This is a genomic window from Enterococcus sp. AZ109 (assembly GCF_051714625.1).
Lineage (GTDB): Bacteria > Bacillota > Bacilli > Lactobacillales > Enterococcaceae > Enterococcus_A.
Genome location: NZ_JBIOSF010000001.1, coordinates 3,218,520 through 3,236,704 on the forward strand (window position 1 = coordinate 3,218,520; position 18,185 = coordinate 3,236,704).

The 18,185-nt window shown below is 37.6% G+C and carries 19 protein-coding genes and 1 tRNA gene; 17 read left to right on the forward strand and 3 right to left on the reverse strand.

Annotated features, from left to right (window positions below):
- Entirely contained in the window at positions 1–1,440 is a 1,440-nt protein-coding gene (locus IGI42_RS15910; protein WP_438716850.1) for a glutamate synthase subunit beta, read from the forward strand.
- A 40-nt stretch (positions 1,441–1,480) separates the two neighbouring features.
- Here IGI42_RS15910 and IGI42_RS15915 read toward each other — a convergent pair whose 3' ends face one another.
- A complete protein-coding gene (locus tag IGI42_RS15915) occupies positions 1,481–1,834 on the reverse strand; it encodes a DUF4828 domain-containing protein (protein ID WP_438716851.1) in 354 nt (117 codons plus the stop codon).
- Positions 1,835–1,940: 106 nt separating this feature from the next.
- On the opposite strand from IGI42_RS15915, the gene sfsA reads away from it, so the two are divergent.
- The 4 genes from sfsA to IGI42_RS15935 all read left to right on the forward strand — a co-directional run bounded on the left by sfsA (position 1,941) and on the right by IGI42_RS15935 (position 4,994).
- Positions 1,941–2,672, forward strand: coding sequence for a DNA/RNA nuclease SfsA (gene sfsA, locus IGI42_RS15920; protein ID WP_438716852.1), 732 nt, complete (start codon positions 1,941–1,943; stop codon positions 2,670–2,672).
- A gap of 14 nt (positions 2,673–2,686) precedes the next feature.
- The gene (locus tag IGI42_RS15925; RefSeq protein ID WP_438716853.1) at positions 2,687–3,688 is read left to right on the forward strand and encodes a Gfo/Idh/MocA family protein; all 1,002 of its coding nucleotides are present in this window, start codon (positions 2,687–2,689) and stop codon (positions 3,686–3,688) included.
- Positions 3,689–3,696: 8 nt separating this feature from the next.
- Positions 3,697–4,869 (forward strand): DEAD/DEAH box helicase, encoded by a 1,173-nt coding sequence (locus tag IGI42_RS15930; protein WP_438716854.1) that lies wholly within the window; start codon positions 3,697–3,699, stop codon positions 4,867–4,869.
- A 51-nt stretch (positions 4,870–4,920) separates the two neighbouring features.
- Positions 4,921–4,994: transfer RNA gene (locus tag IGI42_RS15935), tRNA-Arg, on the forward strand.
- A 139-nt stretch (positions 4,995–5,133) separates the two neighbouring features.
- On the opposite strand, the gene IGI42_RS15940 is transcribed toward IGI42_RS15935, so the two are convergent.
- Both IGI42_RS15940 and IGI42_RS15945 read right to left on the reverse strand, forming a co-directional pair.
- The gene (locus tag IGI42_RS15940) at positions 5,134–6,375 is read right to left on the reverse strand and encodes an aminopeptidase (protein WP_438716855.1); all 1,242 of its coding nucleotides are present in this window, start codon (positions 6,373–6,375) and stop codon (positions 5,134–5,136) included.
- Between the two features lie 91 nt (positions 6,376–6,466).
- Positions 6,467–6,910, reverse strand: a complete 444-nt coding sequence (locus tag IGI42_RS15945; protein WP_438716856.1) for a flavodoxin — start codon at positions 6,908–6,910, stop codon at positions 6,467–6,469.
- A gap of 144 nt (positions 6,911–7,054) precedes the next feature.
- Here IGI42_RS15945 and map point away from each other — a divergent pair, with 144 nt between their 5' ends.
- The 12 genes from map to IGI42_RS16005 all read left to right on the forward strand — a co-directional run bounded on the left by map (position 7,055) and on the right by IGI42_RS16005 (position 18,185).
- Entirely contained in the window at positions 7,055–7,819 is a 765-nt protein-coding gene (map, locus tag IGI42_RS15950; protein WP_438716857.1) for a type I methionyl aminopeptidase, read from the forward strand.
- 13 nt (positions 7,820–7,832) lie between these two features.
- A complete protein-coding gene (locus tag IGI42_RS15955) occupies positions 7,833–8,759 on the forward strand; it encodes a YihY/virulence factor BrkB family protein (protein WP_438716858.1) in 927 nt (308 codons plus the stop codon).
- 78 nt (positions 8,760–8,837) lie between these two features.
- On the forward strand, positions 8,838–9,956 hold the full coding sequence (locus IGI42_RS15960) for an MraY family glycosyltransferase (RefSeq protein ID WP_438716859.1): 1,119 nt from the start codon (positions 8,838–8,840) through the stop codon (positions 9,954–9,956).
- Between the two features lie 11 nt (positions 9,957–9,967).
- On the forward strand, positions 9,968–10,765 hold the full coding sequence (locus IGI42_RS15965; RefSeq protein WP_438716860.1) for a glycosyltransferase family 2 protein: 798 nt from the start codon (positions 9,968–9,970) through the stop codon (positions 10,763–10,765).
- 10 nt (positions 10,766–10,775) lie between these two features.
- Positions 10,776–11,519: a glycosyltransferase family 2 protein gene (locus IGI42_RS15970; RefSeq protein WP_438716861.1), complete on the forward strand. Its 744-nt coding sequence runs from the start codon at positions 10,776–10,778 to the stop codon at positions 11,517–11,519.
- A 72-nt stretch (positions 11,520–11,591) separates the two neighbouring features.
- A complete protein-coding gene (gene rfbA, locus IGI42_RS15975; protein WP_438716862.1) occupies positions 11,592–12,464 on the forward strand; it encodes a glucose-1-phosphate thymidylyltransferase RfbA in 873 nt (290 codons plus the stop codon).
- Positions 12,464–13,045: a dTDP-4-dehydrorhamnose 3,5-epimerase gene (gene rfbC, locus IGI42_RS15980; RefSeq protein ID WP_438716863.1), complete on the forward strand. Its 582-nt coding sequence runs from the start codon at positions 12,464–12,466 to the stop codon at positions 13,043–13,045. Before rfbA ends, rfbC begins: the two co-directional genes overlap by 1 nt.
- 12 nt (positions 13,046–13,057) lie before the next feature.
- Complete coding sequence (gene rfbB / locus IGI42_RS15985; protein ID WP_438716864.1) at positions 13,058–14,086, forward strand: dTDP-glucose 4,6-dehydratase; 1,029 nt, start codon at positions 13,058–13,060, stop codon at positions 14,084–14,086.
- Positions 14,087–14,136: 50 nt separating this feature from the next.
- Positions 14,137–14,976: a dTDP-4-dehydrorhamnose reductase gene (gene rfbD, locus IGI42_RS15990; protein ID WP_438716865.1), complete on the forward strand. Its 840-nt coding sequence runs from the start codon at positions 14,137–14,139 to the stop codon at positions 14,974–14,976.
- A gap of 29 nt (positions 14,977–15,005) precedes the next feature.
- Positions 15,006–15,830: a glycosyltransferase family 2 protein gene (locus tag IGI42_RS15995; RefSeq protein ID WP_438717062.1), complete on the forward strand. Its 825-nt coding sequence runs from the start codon at positions 15,006–15,008 to the stop codon at positions 15,828–15,830.
- 2 nt (positions 15,831–15,832) lie between these two features.
- Positions 15,833–16,987 (forward strand): EpaQ family protein, encoded by a 1,155-nt coding sequence (locus IGI42_RS16000; RefSeq protein WP_438716866.1) that lies wholly within the window; start codon positions 15,833–15,835, stop codon positions 16,985–16,987.
- A gap of 400 nt (positions 16,988–17,387) precedes the next feature.
- Entirely contained in the window at positions 17,388–18,185 is a 798-nt protein-coding gene (locus tag IGI42_RS16005) for an ABC transporter permease (protein WP_438716867.1), read from the forward strand.

An 18,185-nucleotide genomic window follows, 5' to 3' on the forward strand; every position in this document is an offset into this window, starting at 1 on the left:
ATGGCAGATCCATTTGGTTTCTTAAAATATGCCCGCAAGGATAATCCTTATCGTCCAGTTGAAGAACGTGTTCAAGACTGGAATGAATTGCAAATACCATTAACCGCTGAGGAGCGCCAAGAGCAAGCAGCTCGTTGTATGAGCTGCGGCATTCCTTTCTGTCATACTGGCATTTTTTATGGTGGAAAACGTGCGGTTTCAGGTTGTCCTAATGATAACTTAATTCCTGAATGGAATGATCTAGTTTATCGTGGAGAATTCAAAAAGGCATTTGATCGTTTAGTAAAAACCAACCCGTTACCAGAAATGACGGGTCGGGTATGTCCTGCGCCTTGTGAAAAAGCTTGTACTGAAGGCTTAAATGGCTCAGGCGTGACCATTCACGACAATGAGCGATTTATTATCGATCATGCATTTGAAAATGGCTGGGTCAAAGAAACAGGAATACCTGTGGAAAGAACAGACTTTAAAGTAGCAGTAGTTGGTTCAGGACCAGCTGGTTTATCCGCCGCTTGGCGATTAAATCAACTTGGGCATAACGTAACTGTTTATGAACGCAGTGATCGTGCAGGGGGATTGCTGATGTATGGTATTCCGAACATGAAATTGGACAAAGATGTGGTGGAACGTCGCATCAAAGTGATGGAAGAAGTTGGCATTCAGTTTGTCTTAAGCACCGAAATTGGAGTGGATATCACAGGTGAAGAATTACAAAGTCAGTATGACCGAGTAATTATCACGAGTGGTGCCAGTGTGCCACGGGACTTGAAAGTTCCAGGCCGTGAATTACACGGTGTACAATTCGCAGTAGATTATTTGACTGAATGTACAAAAGATGTCTTGAAACATGGCAAAGAAGCTACAAGTAAGAAGTTAGCTGGTAAACATGTTGTCGTTATCGGTGGTGGTGATACAGGGAATGACTGTATCGGATCAGCGATTCGCCAAGGGGCTACTTCGGTTAAACAACTGGAGATAACGCCACAATTACCAGCAGATCGTACAGCTACCAATCCTTGGCCGGAATATCCCATGATCAACCGAACGGGATATGGACAAGAAGAAGGGTTAGCTAACAATGAAGATCAATTAACTTACTATAGTACTTCGACAACGTCATTTATTGGGGCAGAACGTGGGCAAGTAATTGCGATTGAAACAACGCAAGTCGATGAACGTTTTCAACCAGTATCTGGAACCGAAAAAGTTTTAAAAGCTGATTTAGTCTTGTTAGCAATGGGCTTTACCGGAGCTGAACAACGGTTGTTAGATGGATTTGATGTTCATGAAATCTATGATAATTACACCACTGACAACGAACGTGTTTATGTAGCCGGTGATGCGAAACGTGGACCAAGCTTAGTTATTTGGGCGATTCGGGAAGGTCGCAAAGCTGCTGAAACAGTCGATCAGACACTAAGAGCATTAGTTTATCAATAAACAAAAAAGTCTGTTGCACATTTTCCGTGCAGCAGACTTTTTATGTCGTGGAAGATATTGGAAATGAAACATCATCTGCTTCGTCATAGAGTATCGAGGGCACTCCGTTTTCCGTATGAATAATTAAATGATAGCCAAATTGATCCTGAATAGTTAGTTTGTTTTTTGTTAGCTCAATCAATTGATAAGCAATCGCTTTACCGTCGATGGTCATGGATAAGTCTGGATAAATGGTAAGTACATGATCTTTGACCTCTTTGGGATGGAAAAATGACCACGAGCCAACATAAAGCGAGCTAGGATCTTCAAGCGCAGCCTCTTCTTTGCGTAAAAACAAACTTAGTGCACCAGCAGCTAAAGAAGCACCAAGAAAAACATGCCATTTTCTTTTCATGAAAAAGCTCCTTCCCTATAATCTTTCATTTTACTATATAATAAAGAATGTCCAGTGACTATCGGGCTTAAGCAGTATTTAATAATTTTAAAGGATTTTGATAAAGATGAAGTACTCCAATATTCAACTAGCTCATTTTATTGAGCGGCCTAACCGTTTTATCGCTCACTGCTGTTTAGAGGCGACGGGTGAACAAGTGATTGTACATGTGAAAAACACGGGAAGAAGTAAGGAGCTGCTAGTGCCAGAAGTTTTGGTAGCTTTAAATTATCAGCCTTCTCCTAAAAGAAAAACAGATTATGATCTTATTGCTGTAAAAAAGGGAGAAATGTGGATCAACATTGATTCGCAAATCCCTAATTCCTTAGCGGCAGAAGGATTGTTACAAAAAAAGATTGTTCTTCCTAATCTGATTGGTGAAATTATTTTTATGAAGCGGGAATACCGTTATGGAAATTCAAAATTCGACATTTATTTTGAAACAGATTTTGGCGAAAAAGGATTTGTCGAAGTGAAAGGTATGACCTTAGAAAACAATGGGATTGGTGCATTTCCAGATGCTCCTACACTACGAGGAAAAAAACACGTACTTGAATTGACTGAAGCAGTAGCAGCAGGTTATCATAGTTATTTGTTATTCATCGTCCAGTTTTCTAAAATCAAAGCAGCAACGATCCATAAAGCAATGCAGCCAGATTTTTTTCAAGCAGTTATGCAAGCCAAGCAAGACGGCGTGACTATTTTAGCGTATAATTGTGAAGTAGATGAATCAATGATTGAGTTAAAAGGAGAAGTTTCCTTTGATTTGGCTCAAGCGTTTATCGATCCTAATCTTTGAAAGGCGGAATACGAATGATCAATTTAGGAATTATCGGAACCAATTGGATAACTCACCAATTTGTCGAAGCAGCGCTGGCTACTGGGAAGTATCAGTTAACAGCAGTTTATTCTAGACGTTTAGAAACAGCGCAAGAGTTTGGTGAACGCTATGGTGAGGTTGAATATGCAGTTGATCTGTCAACTTTTTTTAGTATCGCTCATCTAGACACGATCTACATTGCTTCTCCCAATAGTTTACATTTTGAGCAGGCTAAAGCGGCGATATTAGCTGGAAAAAATGTAATTGTCGAAAAACCAGCCTTCTCCACACCAAAGGAGATGGATGAAATTATCACATTAGCCAATGAAATGCGGGTCTTTTTCTTTGAAGCAGCGCGAAACATTCATGAAAAAGCCTTCAAGACAGTGGCTGATTTCTTGCCGTTGAAAGATCGTATTTTAGGTGCAGATTTTAGTTTCTCAAAATATTCTTCCCGCTATGATTTGGTGTTAGATGGGGAAGAGCCAAATATCTTTTCACCTCATTTTTCTGGAGGAGCGTTAGTTGATTTAGGTGTGTATCCTATTTACGCTGCGCTGGCATGGTTTGGCATGCCAAAGGAAAGTCACTATTTTAGTAAATTGATTTCTACAGGTGTAGATGGTCTGGGGTACGGAATTTTACGTTACGATGACTTTGATGTGTCTATTCGTACTGGGAAAATCAATGACAGCTATCAGAAAGCAGAAATTTATTTAGACAACGGTACGTTAGAAATGAATGCCATTAACTCAATTGATGAAGCCATTTTCCATGATCGCAATCACAAACGTCGGAAAAAATTGCCGGTTCATCAATTGAAAAATCCTATGATCGAAGAAGCTGAAGCCTTTGCATCCGTTATGTTAAATCCTGAGGATCGCGATTTGGGCTTGCTTTATGAGGAATGGGTAGAATTAGCTCGTAATGTGAACCAAGTTTTATATGATATGAGAAAAAGCGCAGGCATCATTTTTGATGCCGATGAGAAATAGAGGAAAATATGGATAATCAACAATTAGCATCTTTTTTACAACAGAACTGGCAAGCTGCCGGTTTTACAACCCCTTCATTGATTCAAACAGAAGTATTTGAACCAATCTCATCAGGAAAAAATGTCGTGGGTGTGGCACCAACAGGCAGCGGAAAAACGTTAGCTTATCTTTTGCCATTACTTAATCAACTACAGACTAAAGAAGCGAATCAGCTATTGATTCTAACTTCTTCACAGGAGTTAGCAATACAAGTGGTAGAAGTCGCACGAAACTGGCTGAAAGGTTCAGAAATGAAGGTGCTTTCGCTAATCGGCGGGGCTAATATCAAGCGACAACAAGATGCTTTAAAGAAAAAACCAGAGATTATCGTTGGAACTCCTGGTCGTGTCATGGAGTTGATGACTAGCAAAAAGTTGAAAAGTCATCAGTTTAAGACGGTTGTTTTCGATGAAGTGGATCAGTTGATTCAAGGACAAAATATGCAGCTGATTCAGCGGATTTTGAAAAGCTTGCCGCAAACGATTCAACGATTGTATTTTTCTGCGACAGCTGATAAAGTTTTAGCCGAAATTCAACAAATTGATAACGACTTAGTGGTGGTAGATGTAAGTGAAGCGGACACTAGTCAAGGTGATGTAGCTCATTTTTATTTAGAAACCAGTGAACGTAAAAAAGTCGACAATTTGCGACGTTTATTGAATATTCCAGCTTTTTGGGGGTTGTTATTCTTTAATCAATTGAGCGATTTAGGTGCTGCGGAAGAAAAGCTACTCTTTCATAAATTACCGGTAGCCAGTTTAGCATCCGATCAAAACAAGCAGCTGCGAAAACAAGCAATCGAAAAGCTGAAAAAACATCAATTAGTTGGTTTGTTGACCACAGATATTGCTAGCCGAGGATTGGATATTGAAGCGATGCCGTTTGTAGTGAATGTTGATTTTCCCAAAAGCGAAGAAAGTTATCTTCATCGTGCGGGACGAGTAGGTCGGATGGGCAGCGAGGGAATTGTTATTTCTTTTGTTACTCCGCCCGAACTGGCTGAAGCTAAAAGAACGGCCAAAAAACTAGGGATTACATTAGAACCCGTATATATTTATGGCGGTGCTCTAACTACTGAAAAGCCTGAAAACAATGAACCAAAAGGTAAAAAGAAAAAAAGCAAAGGAAAAAGGCGCAAATAGTGCCTTTTTTCCTTGCGAAAGTAACACAGAATCGCTAGAATAGAGAAGTATGTCCTTGTAGCTCAGTAGGATAGAGCAATCGCCTCCTAAGCGATAGGTCGCTGGTTCGATTCCAGTCAAGGACGTTTAAAAACCCTTTTAGTGCTTATTCTAAAAGGGTTTTAATTGTTTTGTGCCAAATCTTGTCTATTTCTTTGTTTCTTATCGAAAACGGTCAAAGATGTGTAACTTCTCCCTTTTAGAAACTTATCTAAAAGGGTTTTTTTATTGTGCCCAGTCCCCATCTCTAAAGACGGGAACACGGCTGCCGTCTTCACGGATACCATCAATAGACATTTTATTCGATCCAACCATAAAATCAACGTGGGTCTGACTACTATTCAAACCAGCTTGTTCCAATTCTTCTTCGGTCATTTCAGTTCCACCCTCCACGCTAAATGGATAAGCCGCTCCTAAAGCTAAATGATTCGAAGCATTTTCGTCAAACAGGGTATTGAAAAAAGTAATCCCTGATTGCGAAATAGGCGAAGGATCTGGAACAAGGGCCACTTCCCCAAGATGTTTGGCACCTTCATCGATATCCAACAATGAGGCTAAAACATCTTGACCTTCTTTTGCTGAAAAATCAACGACTTTTCCATCTTTAAAAGTAAATTTCATATCCAGTAAGGTTGTACCAGCGTAGCTTAAAGGTTTCGTACTAGTAATATAACCGTCTACTCGATTGCGATCGGGGGCGGTAAAGACTTCCTCTGTCGGCATATTAGCCATGAATTCATTTCCATCAGCAGCGAAGCTTCCAGCACCTTCCCAGATATGATTTTTTGGTAGGCCAATGATCAAATCGGTTCCAGGGGCGGTGTAATGTAGCGCTGAGAACTGCTCTTTATTTAATTTGTCTGCTTGAGTTCGCATTGCTTGGTCGTGTTCCTGCCATGCCTTTACTGGATCATCATTGTAAATCCGAGTTGTCTTAAAGATTTCGTCCCAAAGTGCATCGGTTTGTTTTTCAGTTGTATCCAGTTCAGGGAAGACTTTTTCTGCCCAAGCAGGACTTGCAGCGGCTACGACTGTCCATCGTAATTTATTCGATTGAGTTGCTTGCATAACGGCCTTTAATGCTTTCCCACGGGCTTGTTGATAAGAAGCAACTCGACTTGTATCCACACCTAATAGAGCATCTGGATTAGATGAAACAATGCTGATTCGACTTACGCGTTTTTCAGCAAAATCATCGGCTTCAGCTTTTTTGTATTCAGGAACAGTTGTGATGAATTTATCGTCTGCGTGCATTAAAAATTCTCGTTGTACCAAATCGTCATTCCATTGAACAATTACTTGAGCAGCCCCCAGTTTGTAAGCATTGGTAGTAACTAAGCGAGCCAACGGGGCTTGGTCGACACTAGCGTAAACAACAACTGTATCACCTTTTTGCGTATTGATGCCAACCTTGGTAATTAAGCGAGCATATTTTTCTAAATTATCTAAAAAATTTGGTAGAACCATGTCTATTCCTCCATTTCTGTAGTGTATTTATCATAGCATTTCTTTTTCATACAAAAAAGGAATCTTCCTCAACGAAAGATCCCTTTGCTTATTATAATACTGCATCAGCTAATTTTTTAGCAAATATTTCTAAGTTTTCGATGTCGTCTTCTTCAGCCGCCATTTCAACTTTTACATTTTCAGCACCCTTAGTTGCACCAGTTTTAGCAAATGCGGCGTCAAAATCGTCTACAGATTTACAATACATTTCGTAAAAGCTATCGCCAGAACCGCAAACACCATATACTTTTCCGGATAAATCCAGTTCCTGCAATTCTTCATAAAGATCAACAATCTCATCAGGCAGATCACCTTCACCATAAGTGTAGGTTGCTACAACACAAATGTCAGCATCTTGAAAATCTTCAGCATCTACTTGAGTACATTCATCTACCTCTACTTCAATATTTAAATTTTCTAAAGCCTCCGATACGATGTCGGCGATTTCTTCCGTATTTCCAGTCATACTTGCGTATACAATTTTTGCTAATGTCAAAAAAATTTCCTCCTTGGAACTATGTTTAGGCAGATTATACCAAAAGTCTAAGCAAAATGGAATGTTTCTTTAAATGCATCCTTAAGCATTTGTTCGCTTAATAGGGATATGTTAAAATAGGAAGGATGAAAAGGAGACGAGAACATGATCACATTAAAATCACCAAGAGAAATTGAAATGATGAACGAATCAGGCGAATTATTAGCCGACGTCCATCGTCATTTACGTACATTTATTAAACCAGGTATTACTAGCTGGGATATTGAAGTTTTTGCACGGAAATTTATTGAAAGCCACGGCGGAAAAGCTGCTCAAATTGGATTTGAAGGTTACAAATACGCCACCTGCATTAGTATTAATGATGAAATCTGTCATGGTTTTCCTCGAAAGAAACCGTTAAAAAATGGCGATTTAATCAAAGTTGACATGTGTGTGGAGTACAAAGGTGCGATGTCTGACTCTTGCTGGGCGTATGTCGTAGGAGAAGCCTCACCTGAAGTTCAACGATTAATGGATGTAACTAAAAAAGCTTTATATATAGGTATTGAACAAGCTCAAGTAGGTAACCGCATCGGGGATATCGGTCATGCGATTCAAACATATGCTGAAGGGGAAGGATTCTCAGTTGTGCGTGATTTTGTCGGACACGGTATTGGACCAACTATTCATGAAGAACCAGCTATTCCACATTATGGTGAAGCGGGCAAAGGATTGCGTTTAAGAGAAGGTATGGTTATTACAATTGAACCGATGATTAATACTGGAGACTGGCAAATGAAAATGGACCCTAATGGCTGGACCGCCTATACCCGTGATGGTGGGATAAGTTGTCAATATGAACACACCTTAGCAATCACTAAGGAAGGTCCTAAGTTACTAACCTCTCAAGGGGAAGAAGGCACATACTAGAAAAGGAAACGCTATGCTAGAGAAATTTAAGAGCAATGAAAAACTAATGCGTTTAATTGAAACTGTTCAGACCCACGTGCAAGAAACTGAAATAGGCGACCGATCCGTTGTAGTCGCCTATTATTTATTGTTATCATTTTTCCCATTATTAATTGTTATCGGGAATTTACTTCCTTATTTAAGTATTACTCCTGAAACAGTTCTTCCATATGTTCGTCAAATCATACCGGCAGAAATTTATGAATTTCTTAAACCTGCGATTGAAGGACTGCTTTCTAACAATTCGGGCGGTTTGTTGTCAATTTCGGTTTTAGCAGCGATTTGGTCTTCCAGCAAAGGAGTAAATGCATTGCAAACGGCTTTAAACCGCGCCTACGGAGTAGAAGATCGGGGGAATTTTGTGATTAGTCGCATTGTTTCAGTGGGAATGGTGGGTATTTTGTTAATGGCTGTTATTGCAATTGCTTTATTTTTTAGTGTTGGTCAGGTAATAATGGGAAGCTTACAGCCTTTATTAGGATTTTCATCAACTTACATTGATTATTTTACCCGTCTACGCTGGCCAATCACTTTGATCGGATTAATTATTATCTTAAGCGCTATTTATATAGTAATTCCTAATGCAAGAGTTCGCTTAAGGTATACGTTTCCAGGTACTATTTTTGCCACTCTTGGATGGATGATTCTTGCACAAGGCTTTGGATTATATGCCCGAACATTTGCTCGTAGTATTTCAGGTTATCAAATTATTGGAAGTTTTATTGTTTTGATGCTGTGGCTGAATTTTGCTGCGACTATTGTCATTTTTGGCGGTATTATTAATGTCACTTTAGAAGAAATTCGGACTGGTCGTGAAGTAAGGCAAGGCAATAGCCGCGTGAACAAGCTTTTAAAATTCTTTAAAAAAAAGTCATCAAAATTTGATGATTCAGACCAATGACTTGGTTAAGCTTATTTAAGAAGGTTGTAAAGCAGGGGAAATTCGCTATAATATTTTTGAGAAAAGGTAGGTGGCAGAATGATAGTCTCGTTTGGACTAATTATCAAATATTTTCTAACATTTTTAATGGCGTTGATCTTAACGCCAATATTTAAAATTATTTCTGTACAAACAGGAATGGTTGATAACCCAAATGCAAGACGAATCAATCGGGTACCAATGCCTAGTGCTGGTGGATTGCCGATTTTCATTACTTTTGCGGTCTCTACACTCTTTTTCTTCCGCCATGTGATTCCGCATACTTATTTAGTGCCAATATTATTAGGTGGAACTGTGATTGTAATTACTGGTGTGTTAGATGATAAATTTGAATTGAATCCTAGGCAAAAAAGTTTAGGTATCTTGATAGCTGCCTTAATTATTTATTTTAGATCAGATATCCAATTTAACTTTTTAACTATTCCGTTTTTCGGACATGTAGATCTTGGCTGGTTAAGTTTGCCAGCAACAATTTTTTGGATTTTTGGAATTACCAATGCGGTTAATTTGATTGACGGGTTGGATGGGTTAGCGGCAGGAGTCTCAATCATTGGCTTGACTACGATTGGTGTCATTGGTTATTTCTTCTTGCACGCATCAACAACCTATATTTCATTGACTATCTTCTGTTTGGTTGCCAGCATCATGGGTTTTTTTCCCTACAATTTCAACCCTGCCAAGATATATTTAGGTGATACCGGTGCACTGTTCCTTGGTTTTATGATAGCTGTATTATCTTTAGAAGGATTAAAAAATGTAACGTTTATTACTCTTGTTACGCCTTTGATTATCCTTGGAGTACCTGTTACGGATACTTTTTTTGCCATGATACGTCGGCGTGCTAAAAAAATGCCGATATCGGTGGCAGATAAGCAGCATTTACACCATCGGTTAATGGATTTAGGCTTTGGTCATCGCGGTGCGGTATTAACTATTTATGCGATTGCTGTACTTTTTTCATTTACTGCGTTGTTAATCAATTATACTAGTAAAATTGGTACCATCGTGTTGATCATGGCTATGGGATTTGCTTTAACCTTTTTACTGGAGCTTATCGGGTTAATTAGTGAGAAGTACAGCTTCATAACAAAAACCTTCCGACTTTTCGGGAATAAAGAATATCGTTCACAAGTCATCAAGAAATACTTCAAGAAATGAGCCAGCCATTAATGAAAACACATATCGAAATTGTCACTATTAGCATTGTTACTCATAATAGTGACAAAATTTTTTTAAGTTTAGATACATTGCTTGATAAACTAGGAGAATATCCTGCTGTGAACATTATGATTTTTGATAATCATTCTGAAAGTAGCTATCAAGAAAAATTGATGGCGTATCAGCAATTTCCCTTTATCCAGGTTACACTTCATGAAGACAATCGTGGTTTTGGTTACGGACATAACTATAATTTATTATCCAAGCCCTCAAAATATGCGGTAATTTTTAATCCAGATATTATTTTGGAGCAAGATGTTCTAACAGAACTGGTTTCATTGCTAGATCAACATCCAGAAGCAGCTTTGTTAGCGCCGAAGATATTAAACGAAGACGGCTCTACCCAATACTTAATCCGGCAAAAATTAGATGTTTTTGATTATATGTTACGATTTATTCCATTTCGTTTTGTGAAAAAAATCTTTGATCAGCGTCTTGCAAAATTTGAGTGCCGTAATCTTCCTGATGACCAAGATAGTTATGTCCGCATGATTTCTGGGAGTTTCATGGTAGTGGATGTGGCCAAATTCGCTGAAGTAGAGGGATTTGATGAACGCTATTTTATGTACTTTGAAGATAATGATCTTTGTCGGAAAATGGAAGCTGCTGGTTATAAAGTATTGTATACACCGCGATTCCAAGTTATCCATTTATATGAACGGGGAGCAGTAAAGAGTCGAAAACTATTTTTCGTTTTCCTACAATCAATGAGGAAATATTTTAATAAATGGGGTTGGAAATTCTTCTAAGGAGGATCACATGCACAAAAAACAAGAGTTATCTGTTTCTGTCTGTATGGCTAGTTTTAATGGACAAGCGTTTATTGAAGCACAAATAAATAGCATCCTGCCACAATTAAATAAACATGATGAACTAGTCATTTCTGACAATTCTTCAACTGATGGCACTTGGGAAATATTGCAAAAGTATCAGAGGAAAGACAATCGAATTCGCTTGTTTAAAAATGATCATCCAGGCGTAATCGGAAATTTCGAGAACGCTATTGCCGAAAGTCAAAAGGAGCTTATTTTTCTTTGCGACCAAGATGACGTCTGGCAGCCAAACAAAATCAGTGTAATGAAAAACTATTTCCAATCACATCCGCAAATAACTGTAGTGGTTTCCGACTTGATTATCGTGGATAATGATTTTCAGACATTAATTCCCTCGTATCAAGCGTTGCGGCATACCAAACCAGGTTTTTGGCATAATTTGCTGCGCAGCAGTTATATCGGTGCAGGTATGGCTTTTCGTAAAGAGCTTAAAGCAGTAATTTTACCAATTCCAACAAATGTCCCCATGCATGATATGTGGATTGGACTAATTGCAGATCACCAAAAGGGCGTGGCCTTTATCCCAGAAAAACTAGTCTTTTATCGCCGTCACGGACTTAATACAACTGAGATCCAAACGACAGCATCTAAGTGGCAACAGTTTAAATGGCGTTGGGTGGCGTGGCGCTTAGTTAAGAAAAGAATCACTGAAAACAAAAAAAATACTTAAAGTACTTTCTCCATTAGTCTGACATCATGTATAATGAGACACGTATGTATAGAAAAAGTTAGGAGCGTAAGCATGAAAGGAATTATTTTAGCAGGCGGTAGCGGTACGCGCTTGTACCCATTAACCAAAGCAACTTCGAAGCAATTGATGCCTGTCTACGACAAACCAATGATTTATTATCCAATGTCTACATTAATGTTAGCTGGTATTAAAGAAATCTTAATCATTTCAACACCAGAGGATACGCCACGATTTGAAAGTTTGTTCGGTGATGGAAATGAGCTAGGCATCCATATTGAATATGCTGTTCAGGAAAGTCCTGATGGCTTGGCGCAAGCCTTTATTATTGGAGAAGAATTCATCGGTGATGATAGTGTTTGCTTAGTCTTAGGAGATAATATTTATTATGGTGACGGACTATCACGTATGTTGCAACGGACTGCGGCTAAAAAAGAGGGCGCTACTGTATTTGGTTATCATGTAACCGATCCAGAACGATTCGGTGTTGTTGAATTTGACGAGAATATGCAGGCTGTTTCCATAGAAGAAAAACCGGAACAGCCAAAATCTAACTATGCGGTCACGGGATTGTATTTCTACGATAATGATGTTGTTGAAATCGCAAAAAATATTCAGCCGTCAGACCGTGGTGAGCTAGAAATAACTGATGTGAACAAAGAATACTTAGAGCGTAACAAATTATCTGTTGAAGTGATGAGTCGTGGCTTTGCATGGCTAGATACTGGTACCCATGAATCTTTATTGGAGGCTTCTACGTTTATATCAACAATTGAGAAACGACAAAATTTAAAAGTAGCTTGTTTAGAAGAAATTGCTTTCCGTATGGGCTATATTACAAAAGAACAACTTATTGAATTAGCGCAACCACTAAAGAAAAATCAATACGGTCAATACTTATTACGCTTAGCAAAAGAGGAAATCTAATGGGAAAAATAGTTATAACTGAAACTAAACTAACCGATGTGAAAATTGTGGAGCCAGCGGTATTTGGCGACCATCGCGGTTTTTTTACTGAAAGCTATTCTGAAAAAGATTTTAAAGAAGCAGGAATCGATTTTGACTTTATTCAAGACAATCATTCGTTATCAGCTCAGGCTGGGGTTTTGAGAGGATTGCACTTTCAAAAAGGAAAATCAGCACAGACAAAACTTATTCGAGTTGTAACGGGTGCTGTATTAGATGTTATTGTAGATATCCGTAAAGGCAGTCCAACTTACGGTGAATGGGAAGGTTACATTTTATCTGAATACAACCATCGACAACTATTGGTTCCAAAGGGATATGCTCACGGCTTCATGACTTTGACACCGAATGTCAATTTCTTATACAAATGTGATAATTATTATGATGCACAAGCGGATGGTGGAATTGCCTTCAATGATCCATATTTGAATATTCAATGGCCAATGGCGATGGATAAAGCAATTACTTCAGAAAAAGATCAGCAGCATCCAACATTGAAAGAATTTGAAGCAGAAAATCCGTTTGTATACGGTGAAATCTAAGGAGACAAAAGCATGAAAAAGATAATTGTTACTGGCGGAGCCGGGTTTATCGGTTCAAATTTTGTTCATTATGTAGTAAAGCACCATCCAGAGGTTCACGTTACCGTTTTAGATAAATTGACATATGCTGGGAACGAAGCAAATTTAGCGGGCTTACCAGAAGATCAAGTAAAATTAGTCGTAGGTGATATTGCGGACGCTGAATTAGTTGAGCAGCTAGTGAAAGAAACGGATGCGGTTGTTCATTACGCGGCTGAGTCTCACAATGATAATTCACTAAAAGATCCATTTCCGTTTGTCCAAACGAATATTATTGGAACTTACACATTAATTGAAGCGTGTCGTAAACATAATGTACGTTACCATCACGTTTCAACAGATGAAGTTTATGGAGATTTACCCTTACGTGAAGATCTTCCTGGACATGGAGAAGGTGAAGGTGAGAAGTTTACTGACCAAACACCATACAATCCTTCAAGTCCTTACTCTTCAACCAAAGCAGGATCTGATTTATTAGTAAAAGCATGGGTTCGCTCATTTAACTTGCAGGCGACAATTTCTAACTGCTCAAATAATTATGGTCCCTATCAACATATTGAAAAATTTATTCCTCGACAAATCACTAATGTGTTAAGTGGTATTCGTCCTAAGCTTTATGGCGATGGCAAAAATGTGCGTGACTGGATTCATACCAATGACCATTCTTCAGCAGTATGGACGATTCTTACTAAAGGAAGAATTGGTGAGACATATTTAATTGGTGCTGATGGAGAAGAAGACAATAAATCTGTTATGGAACTAATTTTAGAATTGATGGATCAGCCTAAAGATGCGTATGATCACGTCAATGATCGTCCTGGTCACGATTTACGCTATGCGATTGATTCAACGAAACTTCGGGAAGAATTAGGCTGGACTCCAGAATTCACCAACTTCCGAGATGGTTTAGCTGATACTATTCGTTGGTACAAAGAAAACCGTGAGTGGTGGGAAGCAGAAAAACAAGCTGTAGAAGCCAATTATGCGAAAAACGGTCAATGATTCAGCTGGCAGGGAGACCTGCCTTTTTTTGAGAAAAGGAGAGAAACTCAATGATCTTATTAACAGGCGGTAATGGACAATTAGGAACGGAACTAAGAAAACTGTTAGATGAAAAAGGCTGGGAATATATTTCAACAGACGCAGATGTTTTAGATATTACTGACGCTGATAAAACAATGGCTTATATTACGGAGTTGAAGCCAGAATTAGTTTATCACTGTGCGGCCTATACAGCAGTTGACAAAGCAGAAGATGAAGGCAAAGAATTAGACGAAAAAATTAACGTTGATGGTACCCGCAATGTTGCAAATGCAGCAAAAGCAGCAGGTTCAAAATTAGTCTATATTAGCACAGATTACGTTTTTGACGGTACTCGAAAAGACGGAATGTACCAAGTGGATGACACCACCAACCCTCAAAGTGAATATGGCCGTACCAAATGGTTAGGCGAAAAAGCAGTTCAAGAAATAATGGAAGACTATTATATTATTCGTACTTCTTGGGTGTTTGGTATTTATGGGCATAATTTTGTTTATACCATGCAACGTTTAGCTCAAACGCATAAACAACTAACAGTTGTGAATGATCAATTCGGTCGACCAACTTGGACGAGAACATTAGCTGAGTTCATGGCCTTTGTCATTGAAAAAGAGGCACCTTTCGGAGTATATCATCTATCAAACGAAAATAGCTGCTCGTGGTATGAGTTTGCCAAAGAAATTTTGAAGGATACAGATGTAGAAATTTCACCAGTTACTTCTGAGGAATATCCACAAAAAGCAAAACGACCACAATATTCGGTTATGGATTTGAGTAAAGCTAAAGAGTTAGGCTTTGAAATTCCAACTTGGCAAGAGGCTTTAGAACAATTTCTTAAGCTAGAAAAATAAAGTAGAAGGAGGTAAGAGATTTGTTCGATATGGTTGTTGTGTTATATCAGGTAACAGTTACTGATTCCCTAACAGTACAAAGCCTGCAGCAAATCCTTGCTTCCAATCCTTTTCCCGAATTGCGAAAAGTAACGATAGTTGATAACAGCTCGGTAGAAGATACACCCGTATTTACAGACGAGCGTTTTACTTACCACTACGCTCATGGAAATCAAGGGTTAGCAAAGGCATATAATTTTGTCTGGCCGCAAAGCCTCACAGCGGGGTGCAAGTGGTTAGTTACTTTGGATCAAGATACTAATTTGACGGTTGATTATTTCAAAGAAATGATAGCGTCAATAATGGATGCTGATGAAACAATGGCAATCATTGCACCGGTTATCCAAGACAATGATCAGCAAGTCTCACCAGTAAGAAGTGATACTTTACGTCCTTTACATACCTCTTTGCCAAAAGGAGGAGAAACATACAGTGAACGAATAATGGTTATTAATTCAGCTGCAGCGATTTCACTTGATTTTTTAGAAAAAATCGGTGGGTATAACGAGCTATTTTCATTAGACTATTTAGATCATTGGCTTTGCTGGAGGGTGTATCAGGAAAATTATAAAATAAATATTTTGCATACGGAAATACAGCATCAACTATCTGTCTTAGACTATAAAACTTTGACAAAAAAGCGTTATAAGAAAATTATAGAAGCTGAGATGTTTTTTTACAGTAAATATCAAAATAACCTTTTTCGAATGTATAGAAGGCAGTTATGGTTTCGCTGTTTTAAGCAACTAGCAACGTTTAAATTTAATTTTTCTAAAATTACTTGGCAGCAAATTCGTGAAAAAAGGATGGAATGAGAATGGAAAAATTGTCAAATCGGCTACAACATATTTTGCTGATATTACCAACAATTGTATCTTTTTCGTTTTGGTATCTGGGTATTGATAACGACAAAACTCTAAACATATTTAATCACATGGCTGTATACCAATACGTTATTTTTTCGATAATTATATTATTGAACGTAAAGAAATTAATGGTGTCTGACTGGATTATGGTGATTATAGCTATCTTCTCTAGTTGTTTTTTTGTGTTCACAGGTAGTACTAGAAATGTAGATTCTTTTGAAATCAATATTGTGATTTCTGTTATCCTTTTTCTACTGATTTCCTATAAAGTTCGTCCACTGGATAAAGTGGATCGTTTGATTTTTTGTGGAGCTATTATGATTATTTTATTTCTAACGTTGTATAAATTATCGGTGGAATTACCTAAAGTTTTAACTTTTGAAGAGTTTATCGAAAATAGTAATAAGCTAGCCAAAATTTGGATTAATGTGAATACAATTGGAGCAAGTATTCTTTTTAGTACTATGCTATCAGCTATCTTACTTAAGTCGTTTGAAAAAAGATATTTAAATGTTTTAATCATCATAATATATATTCTTGGATTCATTGGAACTTGGGCTTGTCAATCTAGGACGTCATCAATTGTATTGCTGGTGTTTTTGGTACTTGATAACTGTTTGTCCAAAGCTTTTTTTCAAGAGAATAGGCTCTGGGTGGCTTTCTACCCGCTCTTTTTTATCGTCATACCTTTTATCGTCTACTTTTTAGCTGAAAGTAGCTCAGTGGACATTTTCACTGGGCGAGAGAATATTTGGAAAAATTTCTTCGCTCAATGGTTAGGTGATTCTTCCCAAGTAAAAATCGGTATGGGACCTTTTACTTTCTCCGAAAAGCATTTAGGGACACATAATTCATTTCTCTATGCGCTATCAACATTTGGGATAACAGGGTATCTACTACTTTTTGGTACTATTTCTTACGGGATTTCTCAGCTTGTTCGAACTGAGTACTATTTGACTAAATTACAAGTTAGTAGCTTGTTTGCTTTCTTTGCGATTTTAGTCTATTCAATGATGGAGGATAGCTTAGTTATCGCTCCGTGGATACCTGTTATTTTTGCTTTTCTAGGATTAGCTTTTAGTGATTTTGAACCAGCGGAGACTTAATTCAAACAAATATCAAGACTAAAACCTACAGTCAAAGGTTTAAGTCTCTACGAGAACTGTGTGATCACAACAGAGGGCTTTCGACAAAGTAAAATTAAATTTTGTCTTAAGTCTTTTTTAATTGCTAAGACAAAAAAGTTTAGTAAAAAAATAGGATACTTTGTAATAAAACATTTAACGTATCTTAAATAGTATGGGAAACACCTCTATAAAATTTTAAACTATCCAAGATTTGTGAAAAGTACGTAGAATTCAATTATGAAGGATTGGGAAAGAAAACCATTGTACAGTTGTGAAGCTATACTTTTTCAAGTATAATTCTAAAGATTAAAACATTGCTTTTGCTAGTAATTTATTTAAAGAAGCGTTTAAGTTGCAAATGATAAGGAGCCCATGATTTATGTTTGAAAGAAAAAATAGGATACTTCTAAAAGAGTTGGTTAAAACTGACTTTAAATTAAGATACCAGGGAAGTGTAATTGGATATATCTGGTCTGTTTTAAAGCCATTAATGCTTTTTGCTGTGATGTATGTAGTATTTATTTATTTTTTAAGATTTGGTCAAGATGTGCCACATTTTGCAGTGGCGTTGTTACTTGGAATGGTTTTATGGAATTTCTTTACGGAAACAACTAATCTTGGAATGATGTCCATTGTTGGACGTGGTGACTTGTTGCGGAAACTGAGCTTTCCTACTCAAATTATCGTTTTATCCGTATCGATTAATGCATTTATTAACTTAATGATCAGCTTTATAATAGTTTCGATCTTTGGATTAATTAATGGTGTTGATATTTCAAGTTATGCTGTTGTAGTGCCGTTATTATTAATAGAACTTTATGCGTTCTCTTTAGGTGTAGCTTTTATTTTAGCAACAATATATGTTCGTTTTCGTGATATCGGGCCAATTTGGGAGGTTTTCTTACAAATTGGAATGTATATGACACCTATGATTTACCCAGTTACATTAGTCTTAGATAAAAGTGAAACGATCGCAAAATTGTTAATGCTAAATCCTATGGCACAGATTATTCAAGATATGCGGTATTTACTTACTAGTACAGTGAATATTACTACTTGGCAATTGATTGATCATAAAGCTATTGTTGTCATTCCATATATAATACCATTTTTAGTATTGATTATAGGAATTGCTATTTTTAATAAAAATTCTAAAAAGTTTGCGGAGATTATTTAA

Bases quoted from the DNA above. Each gene is read 5' to 3' on its own strand.
- IGI42_RS15910 (WP_438716850.1), top strand. From the start codon at position 1: ATGGCAGATCCATTTGGTTTCTTAAAATATGCCCGCAAGGATAATCCT.
- IGI42_RS15915 (WP_438716851.1), bottom strand. From the start codon at position 1,834: ATGAAAAGAAAATGGCATGTTTTTCTTGGTGCTTCTTTAGCTGCTGGT.
- sfsA (WP_438716852.1), top strand. From the start codon at position 1,941: ATGAAGTACTCCAATATTCAACTAGCTCATTTTATTGAGCGGCCTAAC.
- IGI42_RS15925 (WP_438716853.1), top strand. From the start codon at position 2,687: ATGATCAATTTAGGAATTATCGGAACCAATTGGATAACTCACCAATTT.
- IGI42_RS15930 (WP_438716854.1), top strand. From the start codon at position 3,697: ATGGATAATCAACAATTAGCATCTTTTTTACAACAGAACTGGCAAGCT.
- IGI42_RS15940 (WP_438716855.1), bottom strand. From the start codon at position 6,375: ATGGTTCTACCAAATTTTTTAGATAATTTAGAAAAATATGCTCGCTTA.
- map (WP_438716857.1), top strand. From the start codon at position 7,055: ATGATCACATTAAAATCACCAAGAGAAATTGAAATGATGAACGAATCA.
- IGI42_RS15955 (WP_438716858.1), top strand. From the start codon at position 7,833: ATGCTAGAGAAATTTAAGAGCAATGAAAAACTAATGCGTTTAATTGAA.
- IGI42_RS15960 (WP_438716859.1), top strand. From the start codon at position 8,838: ATGATAGTCTCGTTTGGACTAATTATCAAATATTTTCTAACATTTTTA.
- IGI42_RS15965 (WP_438716860.1), top strand. From the start codon at position 9,968: ATGAAAACACATATCGAAATTGTCACTATTAGCATTGTTACTCATAAT.
- IGI42_RS15970 (WP_438716861.1), top strand. From the start codon at position 10,776: ATGCACAAAAAACAAGAGTTATCTGTTTCTGTCTGTATGGCTAGTTTT.
- rfbA (WP_438716862.1), top strand. From the start codon at position 11,592: ATGAAAGGAATTATTTTAGCAGGCGGTAGCGGTACGCGCTTGTACCCA.
- rfbC (WP_438716863.1), top strand. From the start codon at position 12,464: ATGGGAAAAATAGTTATAACTGAAACTAAACTAACCGATGTGAAAATT.
- rfbB (WP_438716864.1), top strand. From the start codon at position 13,058: ATGAAAAAGATAATTGTTACTGGCGGAGCCGGGTTTATCGGTTCAAAT.
- rfbD (WP_438716865.1), top strand. From the start codon at position 14,137: ATGATCTTATTAACAGGCGGTAATGGACAATTAGGAACGGAACTAAGA.
- IGI42_RS15995 (WP_438717062.1), top strand. From the start codon at position 15,006: ATGGTTGTTGTGTTATATCAGGTAACAGTTACTGATTCCCTAACAGTA.
- IGI42_RS16000 (WP_438716866.1), top strand. From the start codon at position 15,833: ATGGAAAAATTGTCAAATCGGCTACAACATATTTTGCTGATATTACCA.
- IGI42_RS16005 (WP_438716867.1), top strand. From the start codon at position 17,388: ATGTTTGAAAGAAAAAATAGGATACTTCTAAAAGAGTTGGTTAAAACT.